General features: G+C 58.4%; 17 protein-coding genes and 1 pseudogene. 11 read left to right on the top strand and 7 right to left on the bottom strand.

The window, feature by feature from the left end; all coding sequences use genetic code 11:
* On the bottom strand, positions 1-1,296 hold a 1,296-nt coding region (gene xseA, locus ACW4DH_RS18495), incomplete at its 3' end, for an exodeoxyribonuclease VII large subunit (protein WP_459637876.1).
* A gap of 233 nt (positions 1,297-1,529) precedes the next feature.
* Here xseA and ACW4DH_RS18490 point away from each other — a divergent pair.
* From ACW4DH_RS18490 to ACW4DH_RS18460, 7 genes are all read left to right on the top strand, one after another.
* Positions 1,530-3,032 carry a flavin-containing monooxygenase gene (locus tag ACW4DH_RS18490; RefSeq protein ID WP_459637875.1) on the top strand — a complete coding sequence of 501 codons (1,503 nt, stop codon included), beginning with the start codon at positions 1,530-1,532 and terminating at the stop codon, positions 3,030-3,032.
* Complete coding sequence (locus ACW4DH_RS18485; protein WP_459637874.1) at positions 3,029-3,913, top strand: alpha/beta fold hydrolase; 885 nt, start codon at positions 3,029-3,031, stop codon at positions 3,911-3,913. The genes ACW4DH_RS18490 and ACW4DH_RS18485 overlap by 4 nt, the downstream gene beginning before the upstream one ends.
* A 207-nt stretch (positions 3,914-4,120) precedes the next feature.
* Positions 4,121-5,284 carry a PucR family transcriptional regulator gene (locus ACW4DH_RS18480; RefSeq protein WP_459637873.1) on the top strand — a complete coding sequence of 388 codons (1,164 nt, stop codon included), beginning with the start codon at positions 4,121-4,123 and terminating at the stop codon, positions 5,282-5,284.
* A 368-nt stretch (positions 5,285-5,652) separates the two neighbouring features.
* Positions 5,653-7,791 carry a TonB-dependent siderophore receptor gene (locus ACW4DH_RS18475; RefSeq protein WP_459637877.1) on the top strand — a complete coding sequence of 713 codons (2,139 nt, stop codon included), beginning with the start codon at positions 5,653-5,655 and terminating at the stop codon, positions 7,789-7,791.
* Between the two features lie 253 nt (positions 7,792-8,044).
* Positions 8,045-9,514 carry an IMP dehydrogenase gene (gene guaB / locus ACW4DH_RS18470; RefSeq protein WP_459637872.1) on the top strand — a complete coding sequence of 490 codons (1,470 nt, stop codon included), beginning with the start codon at positions 8,045-8,047 and terminating at the stop codon, positions 9,512-9,514.
* A gap of 189 nt (positions 9,515-9,703) precedes the next feature.
* Positions 9,704-11,278 carry a glutamine-hydrolyzing GMP synthase gene (gene guaA, locus ACW4DH_RS18465; protein WP_459637871.1) on the top strand — a complete coding sequence of 525 codons (1,575 nt, stop codon included), beginning with the start codon at positions 9,704-9,706 and terminating at the stop codon, positions 11,276-11,278.
* Positions 11,279-11,697: 419 nt separating this feature from the next.
* Positions 11,698-13,155 carry an ATP-dependent nuclease gene (locus ACW4DH_RS18460; RefSeq protein ID WP_459637870.1) on the top strand — a complete coding sequence of 486 codons (1,458 nt, stop codon included), beginning with the start codon at positions 11,698-11,700 and terminating at the stop codon, positions 13,153-13,155.
* Positions 13,156-13,600: 445 nt separating this feature from the next.
* On the opposite strand, the gene ACW4DH_RS18455 is transcribed toward ACW4DH_RS18460, so the two are convergent.
* Both ACW4DH_RS18455 and ACW4DH_RS18450 read right to left on the bottom strand, forming a co-directional pair.
* Complete coding sequence (locus tag ACW4DH_RS18455; RefSeq protein ID WP_459637869.1) at positions 13,601-14,698, bottom strand: type I restriction endonuclease; 1,098 nt, start codon at positions 14,696-14,698, stop codon at positions 13,601-13,603.
* Positions 14,699-14,999: 301 nt separating this feature from the next.
* The gene (locus ACW4DH_RS18450; protein ID WP_459637868.1) at positions 15,000-15,800 is read right to left on the bottom strand and encodes an AraC family transcriptional regulator; all 801 of its coding nucleotides are present in this window, start codon (positions 15,798-15,800) and stop codon (positions 15,000-15,002) included.
* A 109-nt stretch (positions 15,801-15,909) separates the two neighbouring features.
* Between ACW4DH_RS18450 and ACW4DH_RS18445 the strand changes: the two genes are divergently transcribed.
* Together ACW4DH_RS18445 and rhuM are read left to right on the top strand one after the other, a co-directional pair.
* The gene (locus ACW4DH_RS18445; protein ID WP_459637867.1) at positions 15,910-16,719 is read left to right on the top strand and encodes a sulfite exporter TauE/SafE family protein; all 810 of its coding nucleotides are present in this window, start codon (positions 15,910-15,912) and stop codon (positions 16,717-16,719) included.
* Between the two features lie 174 nt (positions 16,720-16,893).
* A complete protein-coding gene (rhuM, locus tag ACW4DH_RS18440) occupies positions 16,894-17,913 on the top strand; it encodes a RhuM family protein (protein ID WP_459637866.1) in 1,020 nt (339 codons plus the stop codon).
* A gap of 39 nt (positions 17,914-17,952) precedes the next feature.
* Here the strand turns inward: rhuM and map are convergent, their stop codons facing one another.
* Entirely contained in the window at positions 17,953-18,702 is a 750-nt protein-coding gene (map, locus tag ACW4DH_RS18435) for a type I methionyl aminopeptidase (RefSeq protein ID WP_459637865.1), read from the bottom strand.
* 460 nt (positions 18,703-19,162) lie between these two features.
* Here map and ACW4DH_RS18430 point away from each other — a divergent pair, with 460 nt between their 5' ends.
* Positions 19,163-20,026 (top strand): isocitrate lyase/PEP mutase family protein, encoded by an 864-nt coding sequence (locus ACW4DH_RS18430; protein ID WP_459637864.1) that lies wholly within the window; start codon positions 19,163-19,165, stop codon positions 20,024-20,026.
* A gap of 47 nt (positions 20,027-20,073) precedes the next feature.
* Here the strand turns inward: ACW4DH_RS18430 and ACW4DH_RS18425 are convergent, their stop codons facing one another.
* The 3 genes from ACW4DH_RS18425 to ACW4DH_RS18415 form a co-directional block, all read right to left on the bottom strand.
* Positions 20,074-20,760, bottom strand: a complete 687-nt coding sequence (locus ACW4DH_RS18425) for a glutathione S-transferase family protein (RefSeq protein ID WP_459637863.1) — start codon at positions 20,758-20,760, stop codon at positions 20,074-20,076.
* A 20-nt stretch (positions 20,761-20,780) separates the two neighbouring features.
* Positions 20,781-20,957: a DUF1289 domain-containing protein gene (locus tag ACW4DH_RS18420; protein WP_459637862.1), complete on the bottom strand. Its 177-nt coding sequence runs from the start codon at positions 20,955-20,957 to the stop codon at positions 20,781-20,783.
* 689 nt (positions 20,958-21,646) lie between these two features.
* A complete protein-coding gene (locus ACW4DH_RS18415; RefSeq protein WP_459637861.1) occupies positions 21,647-22,585 on the bottom strand; it encodes a LysR substrate-binding domain-containing protein in 939 nt (312 codons plus the stop codon).
* A 121-nt stretch (positions 22,586-22,706) separates the two neighbouring features.
* Between ACW4DH_RS18415 and ACW4DH_RS18410 the strand changes: the two are divergent.
* Positions 22,707-23,467, top strand: a pseudogene (locus ACW4DH_RS18410) (YqcI/YcgG family protein).
* Positions 23,468-23,481 lie beyond the last annotated feature (14 nt).

The raw sequence follows: 23,481 nt of genomic DNA, 5'->3' as shown, positions 1-23,481 counted from the left end.
TCCCTCTCCCAACCGGGCTGTCAGCAACTGGCCCGGTTGCGTCTCGTGTGACCCACGCACGACCTGTCCCTTGTCGTCTTCGAGAATCGCGTAGCCGCGGCCGAGTACCGCCAGCGGGCTCACCGCGTTGAGCTCGCGTGCCAGGGCCTCGAGGCGCTGGCGGTCGTTCGCCAGTCGTCGGGGCAGGGCGTTCGCCAGGGCGTTTTCCAGTTGCGCGAGCCGCTGACGCGAGGCGTCGATCTGCCGGCCCGGATCGCAGGCGCGCAGATGCGCTGCTGTGGCCCTGTGGCGCTGGCGCTCGCTGGCCAGACGCTGACGCATCGCCAGTTGCAGGCGTGCCTGTAGCGTGTCGAGCCGGCGGCGCTGCTCCGCGAGGCGCTCGCCGGGGTGACGCAGCCGGGCACGGGCATGATCGAGGCGCTGCGCCTCGCTATCCAGGCGCGTGCGCAGCGCACGCGCCAGACAAGCATGCTGGGTCTGCAGCCGGTCAAGCAGATCGCGGCGATCCGGCACCAGACGCTCGGCCGCCGCCGACGGCGTGGGGGCGCGCACGTCGGCGGCGAAGTCGGCAAGAGTGAAGTCCACCTCATGACCCACCGCCGACATCACCGGAACCCGCGAATGGAAGATGGCGCGGGCCAAGTGCTCGTCGTTGAACGCCCAGAGATCCTCCAGGCTACCGCCGCCACGGGTGATCAGCAGCGCGTCGAACTGCCCGTGCCGGTTGGCCAGGGCCAGGGCGCGGATCAGCGCCGGTGGCGCCTCGCGACCCTGTACCGGCACTGGCAGGATACTGACCGCAAGCGCCGGCCAGCGGTGACGTAGCACCGCCAATACGTCGCGGATCGCTGCGCCGCTCGGCGAGGTGATGATCCCCAGGTGCCGGGGCGGGCAGGGCAGCGGTCGGGCATTGGCGAACATGCCCTCGGCCTCGAGCTGGCGTTTCAGACGTTCGAATGCCGCAAGCAGCTCGCCAACGCCGGTGGGCTGCACGGCATCGACAATCATCTGATAGTCGCCGCGCGGCTCGAACACCGACACCCGCCCGCGCAGGCGGACCCGATCGCCCTCCTTGAGGGGCGTGCGCGACAGGCCGGCACGATTGCGGAAGAAGGCGCAGCGCAGTTGGGCGCGCGCGTCCTTCAGGGTGAAGTAGATATGCCCCGAGGCCGGACGTGCCAGCCCTGAAATCTCGCCCTCCACCCAGCAGTCACCGAAGCCGCGCTCCAGCATCAGCCGGGCCTGGCGATTGAGCTCGCTGACCGTGAGCGCCTGGGGGGCGGAAGTGTCGAACATGGTGGAATCCGTCTCGAGTCGGAAAGAAAAGCGCAGTGTAGCATTCGGGGCGGCGTCCACAGCAGGACGAACGGCAGGTCGGCAAGGGCCGCACAGGATAGACAGGTGGCTGCAGCGCCGGGGTCTTGGATTAGGCAATATGCCTCTATAATTCTGGATTTCAGGGCATTGTGCCCCTGACATTCTCTCCTCGAGGTCCGGCATCATGATCTGGTTGACGGGGAGGGGACCCAATGCCGTTTGACCTTTCACAAGATGACGTTGTCTTCGACGTACTGATTCTGGGGGCGGGGCTTTCCGGAATCGGCTGCGCCGCCTACCTGCGACGGGAACTGCCGGAAAAGCGCTTTCGTCTGCTCGAGATGCGCGACGACCTGGGGGGCACCTGGGACCTGTTCCGCTATCCGGGCATCCGCTCGGACTCGGATCTCTACACCTTCGCCTACGAGTTCAAGCCGTGGGAAAGCCGCAACGCCATCGCGCAGGCCGCCGAGATAAAATCCTACATTGCCGAGACTGCGGACGACTACGGCATCCGCGAGCGGATCAGTTTCGGGCGCAAGGTGCTGACCTGCGACTGGTCGTCGGCCGAGGCATTGTGGACCGTGACCACCGAGCGGACCGGAAGCGGCGAACGCGAGACCTGGCGGGCGCGCTGGATCTTCTCGGCGACCGGCTATTACGACTATGAGCAGGGCTACCGGCCCGACTTCCCGGAGGAAGGTGCCTTCGGCGGACGTATCGTCCATCCGCAGGCCTGGCCCGAGGATCTCGACCATGCCGGCAAGCGGATCGCCGTGATCGGATCGGGGGCGACCGCCGTCACCCTGCTGCCCGCGTTGGCCGAGAGCGCCGCGCATGTCACCCAGATCCAGCGCACGCCGACCTATGTCATGCCGCTGCCGCAGGAGGATCCGCTGCTGAAGCATCTCCGGCCATTCTTTTCGAAAGGCCGCACCCACCGCATTCTGCGGCGCAAGAACATCTGGCGGCAGGCCATCTTCTATACGCTTTGCCAGCGCTTCCCCGGCACCATGCGCAAGCTCATCCGCAAGGCGAACGTCAAGAGTCTGCCCGAGGGCTTTGCGGTCGACACCCATTTCAACCCGCCCTACGCGCCGTGGGATCAGCGCCTGTGCGCCGTGCCCGGGGGCGATCTGTTTCGCTGCCTCCGCGAGGGCACATGTTCGATCGTGACGGGACACATGGCGCGCTTCACCGAGACCGGCATCGAGATGCAGGACGGCACGCACGTGGCGGCCGATATCATCGTCGCCGCCACGGGACTGAACCTCAAGCTCGCGGGCGGGGCACGCTACAGTCTCGACGGCGAGGCGGTGGCGTGGTCCGATCACATCATCTTCAAGGGCATGATGCTGGACGGCATTCCCAATTTCGCCATGTCGATCGGCTACACCAACTCCTCCTGGACGCTGAAGGTGGGCCTGCTCTGCCGGCATTTCTGCCGTCTGTTGAACGAAATGGACGAACGCGGCATGGCGGTCTGCGTGCCGGAACGCCCCGAGCGCGACATGGCGCTGCGTCCGCTGCTGGACTTCAAGGCCGGCTACGTGCAGCGTTCGGTCGACACGCTGCCGCGGCAGGGGGATACCTTCCCGTGGCAGATGACGTTCAGCTACCGCGAGGACGAGAAGATGATGACGCGCGGCCGGGTCGTCGAGCCCGAACTGCATCTGTCTCCCGCGCCCGTACGACACGCCGAGGCCGTGAAATGAGCGAAGACAGGTTCATGGAGTTGCCCAGTGGAATCCGGCTCTGCTATCGCGACGAGGGCGAGGGCGATCCGATCGTTCTGATTATCGGGCTGGGCTATCAGCTGATCCACTGGCCCGAGGCCCTGATCGCGGCGCTGCGCGAGAGCGGCCGCCGCGTGATCCGCTTCGACAACCGCGATTCCGGCCGGTCGTCGCGGATCGGCGGGCCCGAGCCGTCGTTCTGGCAGAAGCTGCGTGGCAAGGCCCCCGAGGGCGGCTACGACCTGGGCGACATGGCGACCGACACGGCGGGGCTTATGGACCATCTCGGTATCGACCGGGCGCATGTCGCCGGCATGTCGATGGGCGGGATGATCGGCCAGGTGCTGGCGGCGCGGCATCCGAAAAGGATCAAGAGCCTGACCTCGATCTTTTCCACCACCGGCGCGCGCAATGTCGGCCAGCCGAGCCTGCGGGTGATGCTGCAGTTCGCCAAGTCGGCGCCGAAGACCCGCGAAGAATATATCGAACGCAACCTGCAGATGCTTGGCCTCATCGGCGGGCCCGGTTTTCCTTCGGACCCGGCGGTTAACCGTGAGATTTTCGGGATGGCCTGGGATCGCGGTGCGCCCGATCTGCATCACGCCACGTCGCGGCAGATCGGCGCCATCTACGGCAGCGGGGATCGCACGGCCGAGGTGAAGACGATCTCGGCGCCCACGCTGGTGATCCACGGCGACAGCGATCCCTTGGTGAAGCCCTCGGGCGGCGAAGCCACCGCACAGGCCATCCCCGGCGCACGTCACGTGGTCGTTCCAGGCATGGGCCACGAGATCTCGCCCGCGCTGTCGCCGCACCTCGCCGAGCTCATCCTCGAACACACGCAAGGCCACCCGGCATGAGCTATATCTTCCAGGATCGTGCGGCCGCCGCACCGGGGCGGCCCGGAGGGAGATGAGGGACGATCGCCCTGGAAAACCGGCGTCAGGAAAATACGCGAGCTGTTCGATTGAGCGCTTGCCAGCGCGTCCGTGAAGCCGCATGTTGCACCCAGTCTGTTCCGAAAAGCACGCACCATGCCCATATCTCCCGGCCGGCTGAGCCAACTGATGCGCGAGGCCGCGACGCGCGCCACACAGGCGGATGACGTCTTCCAAGACATCGACAAGGCGGTTTTGAGCGCCATCGGCCTCGCGGATGATCCGGTGCTCGCAGCGCGGGTCCGGCGCGGCAACCGCCTGAACCTCGAGCAGTGGCTCACCTGCACCATTCTCGAGCCGGGCCGCATGCCGGCCTACGAGCCGTCCCCCGAAATTCTGCATGCCTTCCGCGAGAATGCCCGCACCGGCTGGGGCGAGGTCGCGCTGGAGGCGTTTCGGGCAGGCGAGACTGCCGCCTGGGCGAGCTGGATGCGGATCGTCTTCGACCTGACCGGCGATGCCGAGGAGATCCGGGCCGTTCTCGAGTATTCGCACCGCTCGATCTCGATCTTCGTCGAGGCTGCGGCGCGCACCATCCGTGAGGAAAATGCCCGCGGGCTGGCCGACTTTGCCGAAGGGTCGCCGGCGAAGCGCCGGGCGCTCGTCGAACACCTCCTGAAAGGCGAGGCGGTCAACCCGATGCAGGTCGGTCGCAGGCTGGGCTATCGCCTGGACCGACAGCACCAGGCGCTGATCCTGTGGGGCGCATCGCAGGATGTGGAGCCGGCCGAGATGGACGTGTGGGTCGAGCGCATCGCCGAACGCTCCGGGAGCGCTGCGGCGATGCTTGCCATCGTCGAGGATCGGCTCCGGCGCTGGGTCTGGTTACAGCACCCCATCTCCGCTGCCGAGGCCGAGGCGGTATGTCCCGAACACGCCAGGCTGGCATCGGGGCCCGTATTGCGCGGGCTCGACGGTTTCCGGCGCAGCCACGAGGGCGCGCAGATCGCGCAGCGGATGCTCGCCAGGGCCCCGGAAAGCCGACGTGTCGCGTATTACGAGGACATCCGCCTTGCCGCCATCCTCGGCCAGGACCCGGCATGGGCACGCGCTTTCGTCTCCGAGGTTCTGGGCGATCTGAGCAGCGCGCCAGCGACGCTGCGCGACACGCTGCGGCACTATCTCGCGCAGGGCGGCAACGTCAGTCGCACGGCGCAGGCGCTGTCGATGCACCGCAATACCGTCATGCGCCACCTCGCACTGGCCGAGGACCTGCTGCCCCGGCCCCTGGCGGACGCGCGTATCGAGGTGGCGGCGGCTCTCGAAGCCCTGATGTGGTGGCCCAACGAGTGACAGCGCTTGGACGCCAGGTGCAAAGGCCGCATCGGCGAAAGCGCGGCTGACCCCTTCCACACCCAGCTTACCCGTCGCAACGCCGCTCACCCCATTTCACAACTATTGGCCCCAGCCAGGGGCCGACCCTGCCCGACGACAAGTCCGTGCACCGTCGGCCGACCCGCGCGCGGGTCGACAACCGTCCTCGTCAGGGCTGACGGCAGGGCCGTTGACAACATGGATAGGTAAAAAAGAAATCAAATGATAAATATTATCAGTAACATTCGCATTGACTCTTTAAAGTTACCCTTACAGAATATGACGTGCTCTTAACTAAAAACATAAGGCGATCCATGAAGATTGCCGAACCATCAAGGGGTTCGAGCATGGCTGACAGCAAGAAAGAACCGAATGCGGTAGGGATAGGGTGGCAGGGGAGCACTATCGCTCTGCTCTGCTGCGCGCCACTGATTGCTTTTCCCGTAAGCGGGAACGCACAAGAGGCAAGCGGCATCCAGGAGGACAAGCAGGAGGCGTACCGCCTCGCGCCGGTTATCGTCAACGCGCAGGCAGTTGCCGATGACAACGCGAATACGGTCGTGGCCCGGGAGCTCTGGATGGGCGGCAAGGTCGCGACCAGCATCCAAGACACCCCCGCCTCCGTCTCGGTGATTACCGAAAAGGAAATCGAGCAGCGCGACGCCAACACCACCGAGGAAGTCCTGCAATACACGCCAGGGATCGTCACCGACTACTACGGCACCGATGACCGTAACGACTACTTCAAGATCCGTGGGTTTCAGGCCACCACCTACCGCGACGGGCTGACGCTGGGTTCGATGCGCGGGGTTCGCGAGGAGCCCTACGCCTACGAGCGCGTCGAGGTCCTGCGGGGCGCCAACTCCACCCTGTTCGGCCCGGCGGACCCGGGTGGGTCGGTCAATTTCGTGAGCAAACGGCCCCGATTCGAGTCGTTTGGCGAAGGCTACGTGGGCTATGGTTCATTCGACCATAAAGAGGTCGGGCTCGATGTGGGCGACACACTGAACGCCAGCGAGACTCTGGCCTATCGTCTTACCGGCAAGGTCAAGGATAGCGATCGCGAATACGATCATTCCAAGGATGACGACGAATTCATCATGGGCGGCCTGACCTGGGAGCCGACGGATTACACCTCGGCGACGGTGATCTTCGATTATCTGAACCATGACAACACCCCCAACAGTGGCGGCTATCCATTCGACCGGGAATACGACCGCGACGAATTCTTCGGTGAGCCTGACTTCAACTATCAGGATGTCGAGCGAACCAGTATTACCGGGCTACTCACCCATGACTTCGATAACGGGCTGACCTTGCGGGGGAACCTGCGCTACAGCGACCTGACCGACGACTACGGTTACGTTTACATCACCGACTCCGCGGCACGAACCGGCACGGAGGTCGGCCGTAGCTATATCGGCGGAGACAATGAAGCCCAGGAGCTGATCGGCAACGCTATCCTGCAATACGATGCCAGCTTCGACTCTATCGACAGCAGTACGCTGGCGGGCGTCGAATATCGCGATGCATCGAGCGAAGGTACATCAGTCTACGCACCTGCGGAGTCGATCGATGTCTCAAACCCCGTTTACAGCGGCCCCCCAAGCAGCCTGGTTGCCTACGACGATACTGAACAGGACTACAAGACCCGGTCGCTCTTCCTGACGCAGAACCTGTCGTTCTACGACCGCTTTATCGTCACGGCGGGTGTGCGCAACGACGACCTGGACCTCTCCGAGAAAGACCTCCTCGCAAACACCGATACTTCCGACGACTTCTCGGAAACCTCGGTCCGCGGCGCGCTGACCTATAAGGTCACCGACGAGGTTTCGACCTATGTCAGCTATGTGGAATCGATCGCACCGCCATCGATCGGCACTGAGCCCGAGCGCGGCGAGCAGTACGAACTTGGTGTGAAATATGCGCCTTTCGGTATGAACGCGCTGTTCTCGGCGGCGGTCTATGACCTGACCAAGGACAATGTGTCCATCGCGGTCGCGCGGGACGATGGTACGGGTATCGATCGGGAAACCATCGGCGAATCCCGCGTGCGTGGCCTGGACCTGGAGGTCAAGGCCGAGCTGACCGACAACCTGAGCCTGGTTGGTGGCTATTCCTATATGGATTCGGATGTGGAGCGCGGCACGCTTCGGGATGGAACCTCAATCGAAGGCAACGAATTCACCGAAACTCCGAAACATACGGCGTCGCTCTGGACTTACTATACCCTGCCAGACATGGATATGAGCGTCGGTCTTGGCGCCCGCTATACCGGTTCCTATTACTTCGATGCCGAGAACTCGGCCAAGAGCGATGCGACAACGCTTTATGATGCGGCCTTCAGCTACCAGTTCATCCAGGACACCGATCTGACCGTCAACGTCAGCAACCTGCTCGACGAGCAGCACGTGGTCGGCTCCGGCACGGCAAACTACTACAACCAGGGCCGCGAAGTCGTGGCAAAAGTGAGCTATCGCTGGTAGGGCACCGTGCCAGCACTATTACCGGTTTCCACCACCACACGTACGTCAGCATGACGGGAGCAAAAATCGCTTGTTACCTTGGGCAGGATGGACTTGGTGAGAGGCCCGACCGGTTCCGGTTGCGTCACACGTCTCCATCAGCCCTGGTGCCGCATGCAGGACGGATTGAGTCGAGCTCGGGTGAGGGCTATAATGGTGGATTAATTTTCCCTCGCCCCGCTCCCTCACCATCGGCTCATTGGGTGTTTTCGTTATGCTACGTATGGCGCAAGAAGCTCTTACGTTCGACGACGTATTACTCGTCCCCGGTTATTCCGATGTCCTGCCCAAGGACGTCACCCTCAAGTCCCGCCTGACCCGCAACCTCACGCTCAACATTCCGCTGCTCTCCTCGGCGATGGATACCGTGACCGAAGCTCGCCTGGCGATTGCCATGGCCCAGGAAGGCGGTATCGGCATCATCCACAAGAACATGACCGTCACCCAGCAGGCCACCGAGGTGCGCAAGGTCAAGAAGCACGAGAGCGTGATCGTCAAGGACCCGGTGACGGTCAGCCCCCAGGCCAAGCTGGAAGACTTGTTGGCGATGGCCGACGAATACGGTTACTCCGGCTTCCCGGTGGTCGAAGGCGAAACGCTGGTGGGTATCGTCACCGGCCGCGACATGCGCTTCCAGCCGGACATCGGCGACAGCGTCGCAGCGATCATGACGCCCCGCGACAAGCTGGTCACCGTGCCCGAGGGCACCAAGCTCGATGCGATCAAGGCCAAGCTGCAGGAAAACCGCATCGAGAAGATTCTCATCGTCGATGACGCCTTCCGCCTGCGCGGGCTGGTCACGGTGCGCGACATCGAGAAGGCGCGCACCTATCCGTTCGCCGCCAAGGACGCCGATGGCCGCCTGCTGGTCGGCGCCGCGGTAGGCACCGGCGCCGAAACGCCGGAGCGCATCGCCGCCCTCGCCGAGGCCGGCGTCGACGTGATCGTGGTGGACACCGCCCACGGCCACTCCAAGGGCGTCATCGACCGGGTGCGCTGGGTGAAGGAGAACTTCCCCGAGGTGCAGGTCATCGGCGGCAACATCGCGACCGCCGAGGCCGCCAAGGCGCTGGCCGAGGCCGGCGCGGACGCGGTCAAGGTCGGCATTGGCCCCGGCTCGATCTGCACCACGCGCATCGTCGCCGGTGTCGGCGTGCCGCAGATCACCGCCGTGTCCAACGTCGCCGAAGCCCTCAAGCCGTATGACATTCCGCTGATCGCCGATGGCGGCATCCGCTTCTCGGGCGATCTGGCCAAGGCCATCGCCGCCGGCGCCAACTGCGTGATGATTGGCGGCCTGCTGGCGGGCACCGAGGAAGCGCCGGGCGAGGTCGAACTCTATCAGGGCCGCACCTACAAGGCTTACCGTGGCATGGGCTCGATGGGCGCCATGTCGCAGAGCCAGGGCTCCGCGGATCGCTACTTCCAGGACAAGGCCGAGGGCGCCGAGAAACTGGTGCCGGAAGGTATCGAAGGCCGCGTGCCCTACAAGGGCATGATGAGCGCCATCGTGCATCAGCTGATGGGCGGCCTGCGCGCCTCGATGGGGTACACCGGTTGCCGCAGCGTCGAGGAGATGCGCACCAAGCCGCAGTTCGTGCAGATCACCGGCGCCGGCTTCGCGGAGTCCCACGTGCACGATGTGCAGATCACCAAGGAAGCCCCCAACTACCGGGTAGGCTAAGAATCATCTGCGCTCGCTCAGGCTGTGTTGAACCGCGGCTCAACATGCTCGTTTACCGACATGCCAACGCCGCTGTCTCGCCTTGCCTGAGCATCGCTCGAAAGATTCCAGACCGGGTTCGGCCCGTTTGAAGGACACCGTTCGTCAGCGGCGCTAAAAGGCGCCGTTACTTATTTTAGAGAGCTCTCGATGACCGACATTCACGCCCACAAGATTCTGATCCTCGACTTCGGCTCCCAGTACACCCAACTGATCGCGCGCCGCGTGCGCGAGATCGGCGTCTACTCCGAAGTGCGCGCCTTCGATATCACCGAAGAGGAGATCCGCGAGTACAACCCCAACGGCATCATCCTCTCCGGCGGGCCGGAATCGACCGTCGCCGCAGGCTCGCCGCGCGCCCCGCAGTGCGTGTTCGAGCTGGGGCTGCCGGTGCTGGGCATCTGTTACGGCATGCAGACCATGGCCGAGCAGTTGGGCGGTCGCGTCGAGGGCTCCAACAAGCAGGAGTTCGGCTACGCCCAGGTTCGCATCGACAGCAGCGACAACCTGTTCAAGGACATCAAGGATCACGTCGACCATGATGGCCGCGCGCTGCTCGACGTGTGGATGAGCCACGGCGACAAGGTCGCGGTGGTGCCCGATACGTTTAGCATCACCGCCTCCACGCCGAGCTGCCCGATCGCCGCCATGTCGTGGGAGGAGAAGCAATTCTACGGCGTGCAGTTCCACCCCGAGGTGACCCACACCCTGCAGGGCCAGCGCATCCTCGAGCACTTCGTGCTGGGTGTCTGCCAGGCCGAACGCCTGTGGACCCCGGCGCAGATCATCGAGGACCAGATCGCCCGCGTGCGCGAGCAGGTCGGCAACCGCCACGTGCTGCTCGGCCTCTCCGGCGGCGTCGACTCCTCGGTGGTCGCCGCGCTGCTGCACAAGGCCATCGGCGACCAGCTGACCTGCGTGTTCGTCGACAACGGCCTGCTGCGCAAGAATGAAGGCGATCAGGTGATGGAGACCTTCGCCAACCACATGGGCGTCAAGGTGATCCGCGTCGATGCCGAGGCGCAGTTCCTGTCGCGCCTCGAAGGCGTCAACGACCCTGAAGCCAAGCGCAAGGTCATCGGCAACACCTTCATCGACATCTTCGATGACGAGTCCAGCAAGATCGACGACGTCGACTTCCTCGCCCAAGGCACCATCTACCCCGACGTGATCGAATCCGCCGCCAGCAAGACCGGCAAGGCTCATGTCATCAAGTCGCACCACAACGTCGGCGGCCTGCCCGAGACCATGAAGCTCAAGCTGGTCGAACCGCTGCGTGAGCTGTTCAAGGACGAGGTGCGCAAGCTCGGCCTGGAACTCGGCCTGCCCTACGACATGGTCTACCGCCACCCCTTCCCGGGGCCGGGCCTGGGCGTGCGTATCCTCGGCGAAGTGAAGAAGGAGTACGCCGACATCCTGCGCGAAGCCGACGCCATCTTCATCGAGGAACTGCGCAATGCCGACTGGTACCACAAGACCAGCCAGGCCTTCGCCGTGTTCCTGCCGGTGAAGTCCGTCGGCGTGGTCGGCGACGGCCGTCGCTACGAATGGGTGATCGCACTGCGCGCCGTGGAAACCATCGACTTCATGACCGCCCGCTGGGCGCACCTGCCGTATGAGCTGCTGGAAAAGGTCTCCAACCGCATCATCAACGAGATCAGCGGCGTATCGCGTGTGACGTACGATGTGAGCAGCAAGCCGCCCGCGACGATTGAGTGGGAATAAATGTCAGAGCTGGGCTGACAAACGCCTAGCCCGGCCGCCACACCGCCCGTCTCATACGAAGGCCTGCCTTTACCGGCAGGCTTTTTTGTTGCAAAACGTTATTAAGCTAAAGCTAGCTTGGGTTAAGATGCTGGGATAATGGCTGATAGGTAAACCAGGTTGGGGCAGTGTCTAAGCAGTCGTAGGGAAGTGACACCTTCCCAAATGGTAGCTTTTTTGTATGTAAACCTACCTAGCCTATATTCGCCCCGTCAGGTTTTCATGAATCACCATACTACATATCGCATTATAATATTGGATTAGCTGCTGGGGGAATAATGAAGTATCGAGAGAGTAATTTAGATAGGAATTTGCGCAAATGGTTTGTTAATGATAACTCTAAAGCCTTGCTAAGGTCTATTCGCCTAGTTGAAGGAAGAATGAGAGGTTTGACTGGTTTTAAAATCTCTCTTAATTACCCAATTACAGCTATAGCGGGAAAGAATGGGTCAGGAAAATCAACCTTATTAGCTCTTGCGTGTTGCGCCTACCATAATTCAAGAACGGGATATAAACTGCCAAGCAGGAGGCAGAATTATTATACATTTGCAGATTTTTTTATCCAGCATAACGAAGATATTCCCCCTGAAGGTATAATGATTTCCTATGGAATTGCATATGATAAATGGAGGAAAACAGAGAACATTCCTGATGGAGTCGGTATTGCCTTCCAGACTAGGAGAAAAAACAAGGGTGGAAAGTGGAATGACTACTCCAAGAGGGTGAGAAGGGAAGTTGTATTTCTAGGGATTGAGAGAATTGTACCTCATAATGAAAAAAGTCAATCGAAAAGCTATTCCCGGTATTTTTCTGCTAAAGGGGGAGAGGGGTGGGAGCATCAGGTAAAAGAACAAGTTGGGAAGATACTGGGGAAGAGGTATGATGATTTTAGATTTGTAACACACTCAAAGTACAGACTTCCTATAGTCTCTTGTAAAGGCGCTATTTATTCTGGGTTCAATATGGGGGCTGGTGAAAATGCTTTGTTCGAAGTGTTGTCAATAATGCATTCTGTTTCTGAGGGCTCTCTTGTTGTTATTGATGAGATTGAACTTGGATTGCACGCTGAAGCGCAAAGAAAATTCATCCTTTGCTTGAAAGACTTGTGTAAAGTTAGAAAGCTGCAAGTTATTTGTACCACTCATTCAAGACATATATTTGATGAGCTGCCTGACGATGCACGTTTTTTTGTTGATAACGTTAATGGGAAGACAATAATTACTGATTCAATTTCACCCGACTATGCTTTTTCAAAATTAATCTCGAAGAGTTCTAACGAGCTTACCGCTTTGGTTGAAGATAAGGTCGCTAAGGCTATGCTCATGGCTGCTTTACCAGGCAATCTTAGGTCAAGAGTGGCAGTTGAAATTATTGGTTCTGCACCAGCTCTATCTAGACAGCTGGCTGCTAACTATATGAGAGAGAAGCGAGACCATATCACTGTGGTTTACGACGGTGACCAAAGATTTTTGGAGAGAAAAAATATAGAGCATGCCCTTTCTATGGCCGAGCCGAAAGACAAGGAGGATTTCGAAGAATGGATGAGAGAGAAAATCCTCTACCTTCCGGGTGATACTTGGCCTGAATCATGGGTGGTTCAAAAGTGTTTGGAGGATATAAACGAAGTATCCACTCTTTTTGGTATTGAAGAAGATGAGATGTCGGATATTTTGGAGCGTGGCTTAGAAGCTGGTAAACACAAAGAGATAAATGATATTGGTGGATTGGTTGGCTTGGATGAGAAAGAAGTTCTTAGTCGCCTCTGCCTCTGTGTTGTGAAGAGCCATGAAGAGCAGTTTGAAAACTTGATCGATGAGTTTTCAGCCAGGGTTGGATGAAGTCTTATTAACAGTAAGGTAATGTTTGCTAATGGATGTAGTATTTTTAATTAATGCATGAGAAGTAGATATGGAGTAGCATTGCTAGGCTATTATTGACTAAATAATTAATCAAGGTAAACGCAGGTGCCGCGCGTGATTGGCGGCCTTGATGGTGAAATGCCGGACATCCCCGCCAATAGTGCGCCGGTAGTATCTGCCTCCTATTCTTAAGCGATTTTAATCCCTCCTGAACCGGGACAATGGCCGCCGCAGACAGTCCCTTTTGAGGGAGTCGACGGTGTGAACACCAAGCATTCGTTGGCCAGGCTCTGGGTTAGTCGCGATTGTCAACGTGTAGGGCGGCTTCGGTCCGTGTTTAGTCGATGATCTCACGCTGGGCATGTCTGCTGCCTACGGAGTGAGCGGCTAGCCTCGTACAGCTGAGGCTAGCTTCTATTGTTGATTACTTAGTAGCAAATTCCTCGGCGCTCTGCCCCAAGTACTCTTGGGCTGTTTCTACTAGCTTCAGTCGATGCTGGAAAAGATCGCTTACCGATTCAATATCTACGAGTTCTTGCTGTTTATCCTTGAAGAAGCCGACACGCTTGACGCTCTTTGTGTTGAAGTGAAGCCGACAGATAGGCTTGCGGTTATTGTCATTAAGGAGAATAGCGCAGTATGACTTTGCATCACGCATGGCAATGCGTGATACATCGACTACTTCTGCCAGAATCGAGCGAACGATATTGTATGCATCGATCTCCTCTTGAGTGGTCACGATATCATCTTGCTCGGGCTCTATCTGAGCCTGCACAGGGTCGGGCTGAGGAATGGTGTCATCCACATAATTGCGAGCTAAAGCACCTTTGAGGCGCTGGGCTACCTGCTCCTTGACATATAGGCTGCCTGCCTCCTTCACGATAGGCGTGAACTCGTCGATTACCTGCCTAGTCTGTCGTCCCTCGTAGAACTGAGAAACGATAAGCTTGACAAATTCTTCAGGCGTTTCTTTGATTGTTTCCTCAAGTGCTCGCTTGGCAAGGTTTGTATATTTTAGGCGGTTCGCTGTACTAAGAATTGCCTCTACATCAAAGTTAGGCTTTGTGAATTTCCGAAGCTCTTCTACATCGCCGTCGTTAAAATCCTCAAGGTCGAAAATAAAGAACGGGCGAGAGTCCAGCTTGTTTTGCGCATCCAAGTCGGAGTAGAAGCGATATTTTAAGCCATTGGTGAGAATGGCGAACTTGGCTTCAGTGCAGCCAAAGTAGCGGAATAACTGGGAGTACTGAGTGCTGGCGAGGTCGGTCCCTAAGGGCTTGCATTCGATCAGTATCGATAGCTCCTCGTCCTTCCGAATTGCGTAGTCGACTTTCTCGCCTTTCTTCGTTCCGACATCTGCAGTGAATTCAGGTACTACCTCCCGTGGATCGAATGGGTCGTAACCGAGCGCTGCAAGTAACGGCATGACGAGCGCTGTCTTCGTAGCTTCCTCGGTCTTGATATGATCCAGCTGATCGCGTCCGCGTTGTGCAATGTTGCTGAGCTTATCACCTAGTTCCATGTGTCCCTCGCGTACAAAATAGTTAGTATTGTTACGTTCTCTAACAGGTTAGTCCTAGGTCTAGATGAGGGCAAAGCTACTTTAGCGGGATATCAAAGTTTCATGCAGATCGTAAAACACCGAGCACTCCCAGCCGCTAGGACGCTGGGGAGTGTTCGCCTCTGCTTTTCATGCGATCTTCAGTTCCTCCTGCGCCGGGCCCCGGCTTCCGTTTCCGAATTGTCACCGAAGGCCTGATGGCGTTCATGACTGGTTCGATGTCGTAACCGGTCCAGTCGGATTCGCAGGGCTGATCCTTGCTCTAGCAACGGTCGGGCAGCTCCTCCCCTTGGTGAGTAGCCGCGCGGACAAAGGCGGTCGGGGCTTGGCCAAGCACTTTGCGAAACATGCTGGAGAAGGCGCCTGGGCTGTCGTAGCCGAGTTCCAGCGCGGTTCGGGTAACGGAGCTCCCGGATAGCAGTCTGGGAAGGGCGGCCATCAGGCAGGCCTGCTGGCGCCATACGGCGAAGGACATGCCGGTCTGCTGACGGAACAGGCGATTGAAGGTTCGTTGGCTGCGATGCAGTTGCCGGGCCCAGTCCTCGGGCAGGCTACGGATATGCGGCTGGCTGAGAAAATCTTTGCACAGGCTGGCCAATTGGGGATCCCGGGGCAGAGGCGCAAACAGCGGCAGCGACGGCGCCAGTTGCAGCTCGTACAGCAATAGCTGAGCGAGGGCACCATCGCGACCCCTCTCGTCATAGCGCGCGGGCATGTTGGCGGAGGCCAGCAGCAGATGATGCAGGAGTGGCGTCACGACCAGCACCTCGCAACTGCGGGAGGAGCGTGGAGCCGCGAGAGGCTCGATATACAGGCTGCGGGTACTGACGCCGTTCATCCGCACCCGGTGACGCTTGCCCGCTGGCAACCAGACACCGCTGTAGGGCGGTACCATCCAGGTGCCGTCATCGGTGTCGACTTCCATCAAGCCCGTCATGCCGTAGAGAAACTGGGCACGGCGATGGGTATGAAAGTCGAGTAAGGTGCCAGGGCTGTAGTCGGTGCCGATGGCCACGATGGGCCGGGCCACATGATCCACGTCCGCCAGAGGGATATTGAGCATTTGTTCTCAGCGTGGCCGAAATACAACGATTATTGGCCAACTGGCGAATGTCGGCCACCCCCTTATCGGAATATCGTTCCTGTCGTTGAGTTCCACCAGGAGAGTTCCGGTGTATAGCGTATTGCTTCTCTGCGGCGGGTTGGCCGGCGTCACCACCGTATTGTTCGGTTTCGGCGGTGGTTTCGTCGTCGTTCCCTTGATGTATACCTTGCTGATTGCTGTCCATGGGCCGGACAGCGCGGCTGGTCTGGCGGCCATGCATATCGCGGTGGCCACCTCTACCGCACTGATGATCTTCGCGGCCTCCCTGTCGACCTGGCGTCACCACCGGCGACGGACCGTGCAATGGCATCTGGTGCGTCCGCTGGTCGGTTATATCGCCGTCGGTGCCGTGCTCGGCGCGGCCGCGGCAGTGTCGTTGAGCGGTGACTGGGTGCGCTGGGTGTTCATCGGCTACCTGGGGATCACGATTGCGGACGCCATCCTGCGGCCCGGTTTCCTGCATCGGGCGAGTGGCGATGTGCGTCCCATGGGCCGCCTGGTGACGGCGATGACCGGTACCTTCATCGGCACGGTCGCCGCCTTTCTGGGGGTTGGCGGGAGCGTGATGACCGTGCCGCTCATGCGCCGCAGAGGGGCCAGCATGACGGCGGCCACGGCGATGGCCAATCCGTTGTCGCTGCCGATGGCGGTGAGTGGCACCGCGACTTATGTGTTGCTGTCGGCCAGCGATACCGCTCTGGGCGCCTGGTATGCGGGGTATGTGGACCTGCGTGCCTTGCTGGCGCTGACGGTGGGGTCATGGCTCGGTATCCGCCTAGCGTCGCGATGGATTGGGCGCATTCCCGACCGCATTCATGCCGGGGTGTACCTGTTATTGCTGACGGTGGTACTGGTGGTGATGGTCGTCATGCACTGAGTCGGTCCGGGCCTTCCCGGATGGTGGTAAATTCCACCATGTTCTCGGTAAACAGCGCTGATGGCCTGATGGTGTTCATGACTGGCGTTTCGATGTCGTAACCGATCCTGCCGGATTCGTCGGAGAGGGCGTGCTATGGTCGGTTGACGGTGAACTCACTCGAACAAGACCGACATGAGCGAACAGCTTCCAATCCTTATCTATCAAGATGCCGAGAAGGCGGTCGACGTGCGTCTGGACGAAGGCCAAGAGACCGTATGGCTGACGCAACGGCAGATGGCCGAGCTCTTTGATAAAGACGTTCGTACGGTTAATGAGCACGTGCTGAACGTTTACGACGAGGGCGAGCTGGAGAGAGAACCAACTATCCGGAAATTCCGGATAGTTCGCCAGGAGGGCTCGCGTCAGGTTGCGCGAACAATCGAGCACTACAATTTGGATGTGATCATTTCGGTTGGCTATCGCGTCAAGTCACAAGCAGGAACGCGCTTTCGCCAATGGGCAACTCGCGTCCTCCGGGATCATCTGACTCAGGGCTGGACGCTGCACCAGCAGCGCTTCGAAGCCAACGCGCGGGAGTTGGAAGCGGCGATGGCGTTGGTGCGCAAGGCGGCAAACATCCCTGCGCTGGATCTGCCGGGCGGCCGGGGGCTGGTGGATATCGTCGCGCGTTATGCGCAGACGTTTCTGTTGCTGCAACGTTATGACGAGGGCCTACTGAGCGAGCCGCAGGCGCAGCCGGGTGGTTGGTTGCCGTCGCTGGAAGAAGCCCGGGCTGCGTTGGAAAGCTTGAAGGCGGAGCTGATAGGGCGGGGCGAGGCGACCGAGCTATTTGCCCGTGATCGCCACGATGGCTTGGCTGCGTTGCTGGGGAATCTGGATCAGTCGGTGTTCGGCGAGCCGGCCTATCCCAGCATCGAGTCTAAAGCCGCGCATCTGCTCTATTTCGTTATCAAGAATCATCCGTTCGCCGACGGTAACAAGCGCAGCGCGGCATTTCTATTCGTCGACTTCCTGCATCGTAACGGGCGCTTGCTGGACACAGCGGGCGAGCCAGTGATCAACGATATCGGCTTGGCAGCGCTCACACTGCTGGTGGCGGAATCCGATCCGTCCAACAAGGAAACGATGATTCGGCTGATCATGAACATGCTGTCCGTCGAAAAACCCGAAACCGTACATCGGCAACGGTGAGCTAGTTCACAGGAAGAGCAGTCCTCCGCAAAGCCTTGGTCAACCCGGCAACGTAACGACGATAGCCCCGCGATCCGTGGCCACGACCGTATGCTCGTACTGCACGACAGGGGCGCGGGGCTCGCTGTAGAGCGTCCATCCGTCGTCTCCCTCGGTGGCCCAGTGTCCGCCCTTGGACAGGAAGGGCTCGATAGTCAGCACGAGTCCTTTATTGATACGCCGTTTGTCGCCGCGTGTGGGCCAAGTAGCGATTTCCTCGGGATATTCGTGCAGCGATCGGCCGACGCCATGGCTGGCGAGATTGCGGATCAGCGTATAACCCCGATCCGAAGCAAAACGCCCAATGGCCTTGCCGATGCCTGCCAGCGGCTTCTGGTTGCCTACCTTGGAAATGCCGATCTGCATGGCGCGCTTTCCGTCATGACAGAGGCGATCCAGTGCGGGGGCGATAGGGTCAAGATGAAAGGTTGCCCCGGTATCTGCAAAGTAGCCGTTCTTCGATGCCGACACGTCGATGTTGACCAGATCCCCTGGCATGATTACTCGCTCGCCCGGGATTCCGTGGGCGATTTCCTCATTGACACTGATGCAGGTGATCCCCGGGAAGTCGTAACTGGATTGCGGCGCAGACACCGCACCTTCACGCTCCAGCAGCGCTTTACCGATCTCATCCAGCTCCCGCGTCGTCATGCCGGGCTCCATCGACCTCGCCATGGCGTGCATTGTATTGGCGACAATGCGGCCGATCTCTCTCAGCCCGTCCAGTTCATCCTGTTTGGTAATCGTCATTCTTTGTCTCGTTCAAAATATGCGTTAACGCCAGGCTGACGCTCTGCGTTCAGGCTTGACGTAAATCGACCAGGACGCGGCGCCCGCGCAGGCAGTCCTGCTCGTCATCGCGCCAGGTTGCCTGCATGCCTTGGCCCACCGAAGCGGACAATACCATCCGCCCACAGCGCCATCAGTCGAGTCAGACACTTTGTCCCGCTTGGCAATCATCTAGCCTCCAAAACGTGCTGTTTGCCACAGGATGGCGTCCTGAGAGTCTTTATCGGTGTGACAGCCCTAGCTCGGTGCGCAACGGTAACTGACACAACGTGGCGGGCGACGGTTCGTATTCGTGACCCCGCCGACCCCGAGCCAGCCGTATACGAGATATTGGTGCCGCCCACGACGAAAGTATAAAGTAGCGTCATCATTTTAATTCAGCGGGGCCCGCAGGATGCGGCCCGGGCGATTCGGAGTTGTCATGGCTACCCCCTCACAGCACGATCTGCGTCTTCAGTTTCGCGAGCTGCTCGAACGCGGCGAGTGCTTTTTCACCGCGTCTACCTTCGATCCCATGTCGGCGCGCATTGCCGCCGATCTGGGCTTCGAGGTCGGCATCCTGGGCGGCTCGGTGGCCTCGCTGCAGGTGCTGGCCGCCCCCGATTTTGCCCTGATTACGCTGAGTGAGTTCGTCGAACAGGCCACCCGCATCGGTCGTGTGGCGCGACTGCCGATCATTGCCGACGCCGACCACGGCTATGGCAATGCGCTCAATGTGATGCGCACCATCGTCGAGCTGGAGCGCGCCGGTGTGGCGGCGCTGACCATCGAGGACACCCTGCTGCCCGCCAAATACGGGCGCAAGTCCACCGACCTGGTACCGCTGGAAGAGGGTATCGGCAAGATCGAGGCGGCGCTGGAGGCGCGTATCGACCCCGCCATGGCCATCTTTGCCCGCACCAATGCGGGCGTGTTGAGTACGGAGGATGCCATTACGCGTGCCAAGTCCTATGAACGGGCCGGCGCCGACGGCATCTGCATGGTGGGCATTCGTGATTTCGAGCATCTGGAAAGTATTGCCGAGCACTTGAACGTGCCGTTGATGCTGGTCACCTACGACAATCCCGAGCTGCGTGACCGTAAACGGCTGGCCCGAGCGGGGGTACGCGTAGTGGTCAACGGCCACGCTGCCTACTTTGCCGCCATCAAGGCGACCTACGACTGCTTGCGCGAACAGCGCGGTATCGCCGAAGGCAATCTCAACGCCTCGGAGCTTTCCACCCGCTACTCGACGCTGGACGAAAATCGCGAGTGGGCGCGGCGCTATATGGATGTCAACGAATAAAGAGGCACCCCTGTACCCGCCAGTCCCGATTGATGGGGCTGTGCGTTTCAGGCCTGACGTAAATCGGCCAGGACGCGACGCCCGCGCAGGCAATCCTGCTCATGCGCGTCATCGCGCCAGGTTTCCTGTATGCCTTGTTCCACCCATGCGCCAACCGCCGGATGGGCGAGCAAGCGCTCCGCATAGGCCTCGGCCTGTGCCGATAGGGTCAGCCCATAGGTGCGGTAGCGAACTGCCACGGGTGCGTAGAACGCATCGACCGCGCCAAATGCCTCGCCTGCCAGCCAGGGCCCGCCGAAGCGCTCTAGGCCATCCGCCCATAGCGCCATCAGTCGAGTCAGATCCTTCTCCAGCGCCGGGCTTGGTGTCCCGAGCTCGATCCGCAGGCCACAGTTCATCGAGCACTCGTCGCGCAGGGCCATGAAGCCCGAGTGCATTTCCGCGCATGCCGAGCGTGCCCAGGCACGAGCTGTTCTATCCGCTGGCCACACGTCCGGGTGGGCTTCTGCCAGATACTCGACGATGGCCAGGGAATCCCAGACCAGCACATCGGCGTCCTTGAGGCAGGGCACCTTGCCGGTGGGCGAGAATTCCTTGAAGGCATGCTGGACGGCGGTGCCAGCGAAGGGCGTCATTATCTCCTCGAAGGGGATGTTACACGCTTTCATCAACACCCAAGGGCGCATGGACCAGGAGGAGTAATTCTTGTTGGCGATATAGAGTTGATAATCCATGGGATGCTCCTGGACTGACGTTAAAGGGATGTTAATTTCTTCAAGCGTTCATCGGCACGCTTCACCGCTTTCATCTTTTCGGGTCGCTTCATGGTTTTCCAGGTGCGTATTTCGTCCATGGTACGACCGCAGCCGACGCATAGGTCTCCCTTGAGTTGGCAGATCGATACACACGGGCTTTCGACCTTCTTGGCCATTCAATGCCTCACTGGCTTGGCACGCAGCCGGGATTGCAATTGCCACTCCATCCTGCCGCGTTTCCGCTTGGCAAACATCTGAACTCTAAAAGCGAACAGTTTGCCACGAGGCTCCATCTTGTGAACCCCTTTTCAATACCCAGGCCAACCCTGGCATTTCTTCACCGCATGCATAATGGACCCGCTTTGCGCGGGTACTGATGTCGCGCTGGGCATGGCTGTTGCCGAAAGCGTTGGCATTTCTTACAACTTCCGTTCTCATTCGGATAGGCACCTGCGGATGCTAGGCTTTGGCGCGCCAGTGGTAGAGTTGGTTGGCCTGAAGGCCGGCTTCTAGAGCGACGGCATTGACGTCGACATAGTTCGCGAATGCTATGGCCTTATCATCGAAGGCTTGGATATAGTGGGAGCGGGAATTTTATTTAAAAAGCTGCCTTGCCATGGGGTGCCTTCTGAGAGAAGGCGGAGCTCAATCATCTCGAAACCGAAGAGGGCGGGCTGAGCACGGCTTGGCGCATGGCCGAGGATGGTTCGATCGCCGTCGATCTCGACATGACTATCCATGGCCGCGTTTTTGCGGGTGGATGAGGTATCCGGACACGTTCCCGGATTCACCACCCTACATCTGTCCACGGGACAAGTCCGAGCGGTGGGATAGTGACATCCCACACAATTCCTTATAAAGTCATTCATGTTTTTTTACGCAAAAAAGATACACTTGGAATATCTATATCAGGTGCGTTCGTCTTGAGGAAATCGCCTAATTTACGAATGTAAGGCTCTTTAGGACTCCCTTTGGGCCAGACTAGATAATAACTGTCACCTGTATGTACAGCCTTCTTGAAAGGCAACTCAAGGACACCACTTTGCACTTCAGCTGCGACCATGCTTAGATCGCCAATTGATATTCCGTGTCCTTGCATAGCTGCTAATACTCCTTGATCCAATGTGTCAAAAACCAAACCTCCTTTCGCTTCAATCATTCTAGGTAGATTCAGTCTTGCTAACCATCTTTTCCAATCACGTCGATCAGGAGAGGGATGAATTATAGTGGAATTTAGAAAAACCTCTTCTACATCACATAGAGAATTAATTTCATTAATTACATTTGGTGAACAAATAGGAATGAGCCACTCATCAAGAAGCTTAATTGAGGTAATATTATCACTAAAATGACCATTATCAAGTAGAATGGCACAGTCGAAAGGCTCTGAATAGAAATCAACTACATCGACGTCCATCCAAACACTGTTTAATTGAACATCCTCGTCCGGATACGTTTTCTTATAATTTCTTAGGCTATCAAGAAGCCATCTTGCGGTTAAAGAAGTGGGAGCCTTCAGGCGTACTCCGGTACGAGAATCTTTAAATAGATAACATGCGTTTTCTATGATTCTGAACCCTTCGCTTAGCTCACGAGCAAGCACCTTTCCCTGCTCCGTGAGGCTGATTTTAGGTCCTTTTCTTTCAAACAAATGACATCCAAAAATCGCTTCAAGGTTTTTTATATGCCGACTTATAGCACCTTGCGTCAAAGATAATTCTTCAGCTGCTAGCGTAAACGAACTTGACCTAGCAGCCACTTCGAAGGCCCGTAGGGCATAGAGAGGCGGTATGCGGCCTGACATATCCAGCTCCTTTCATGAGTTTGACTCATAGTATCCCTCCTATTTATCCGTTTTTCAAACATTAGCTTTTCCAGGATCATTCATCTCGGGCTGAGTTATACACTAACCCTCCGAGGCGACTATGCTGCTAGAAGCAGGTAAAACATTATTATATGAAAATGTTGACTTATGCCGAGAAGCAGGGCCCATTGGCTCCAATGATTGGAAGCTTGGGGCCGTTGAAGGGCTGGAAAGTCGACTGATGAACAAGGAGTTTCCATGCTTGTTTACAAGAAAGGCTTACAAAAATAGGTCGATTAGGCTCCTTTTCGTAAGGTCGCATTTAGTCGAGCAGGATCTAATGAGCGGCTTTAATCAATATATCGATTATATAAATGAAACGCCACTGGAAGATAGGCTCTACTCTCCACTTGCGATATTTTTCGAAGATAGTTCTAAAGATGATTTGAAATCTGAACATGTTTATTCTTGGAATGTGCTTCAGACCTTGCACGACAATGATCCAGTAGCATGGCCCAGTAATATACCAACTTCACCGGACTCTTGCGGTTTTACATACTGTTATAAGGGAGTGCAGCTTTTTATTAATATAAGTTGTCCGAGCCACAAAAAATGAGAAGTAGAAATTTAGGCTCTTGTATCACTTTTATTGTTAATCCTCGGGAAAACTTCGACTTCGTTGCAAGTTCTAAAAGCTTAAGTGGAACCAAAATTCGTGAGAGGATTCGCTCAAGGATTAGTCAATACAACGGTGGCTATACCCCAACCACGCTGGGCTTTTTTGGAGATGAAGATAGTCTAGAGTGGCGCCAGTACCAATTAGAAGAGCCTAGAGGGCTGTCTCCAATTATATGTCCGCTAAATATTAAGTCTGAAAAATAGTAAAACAAAGAGGC

This window comes from Halomonas sp. WWR20 (assembly GCF_054602495.1).
This window is presented reverse-complemented; position numbering and strand designations above follow the sequence as displayed.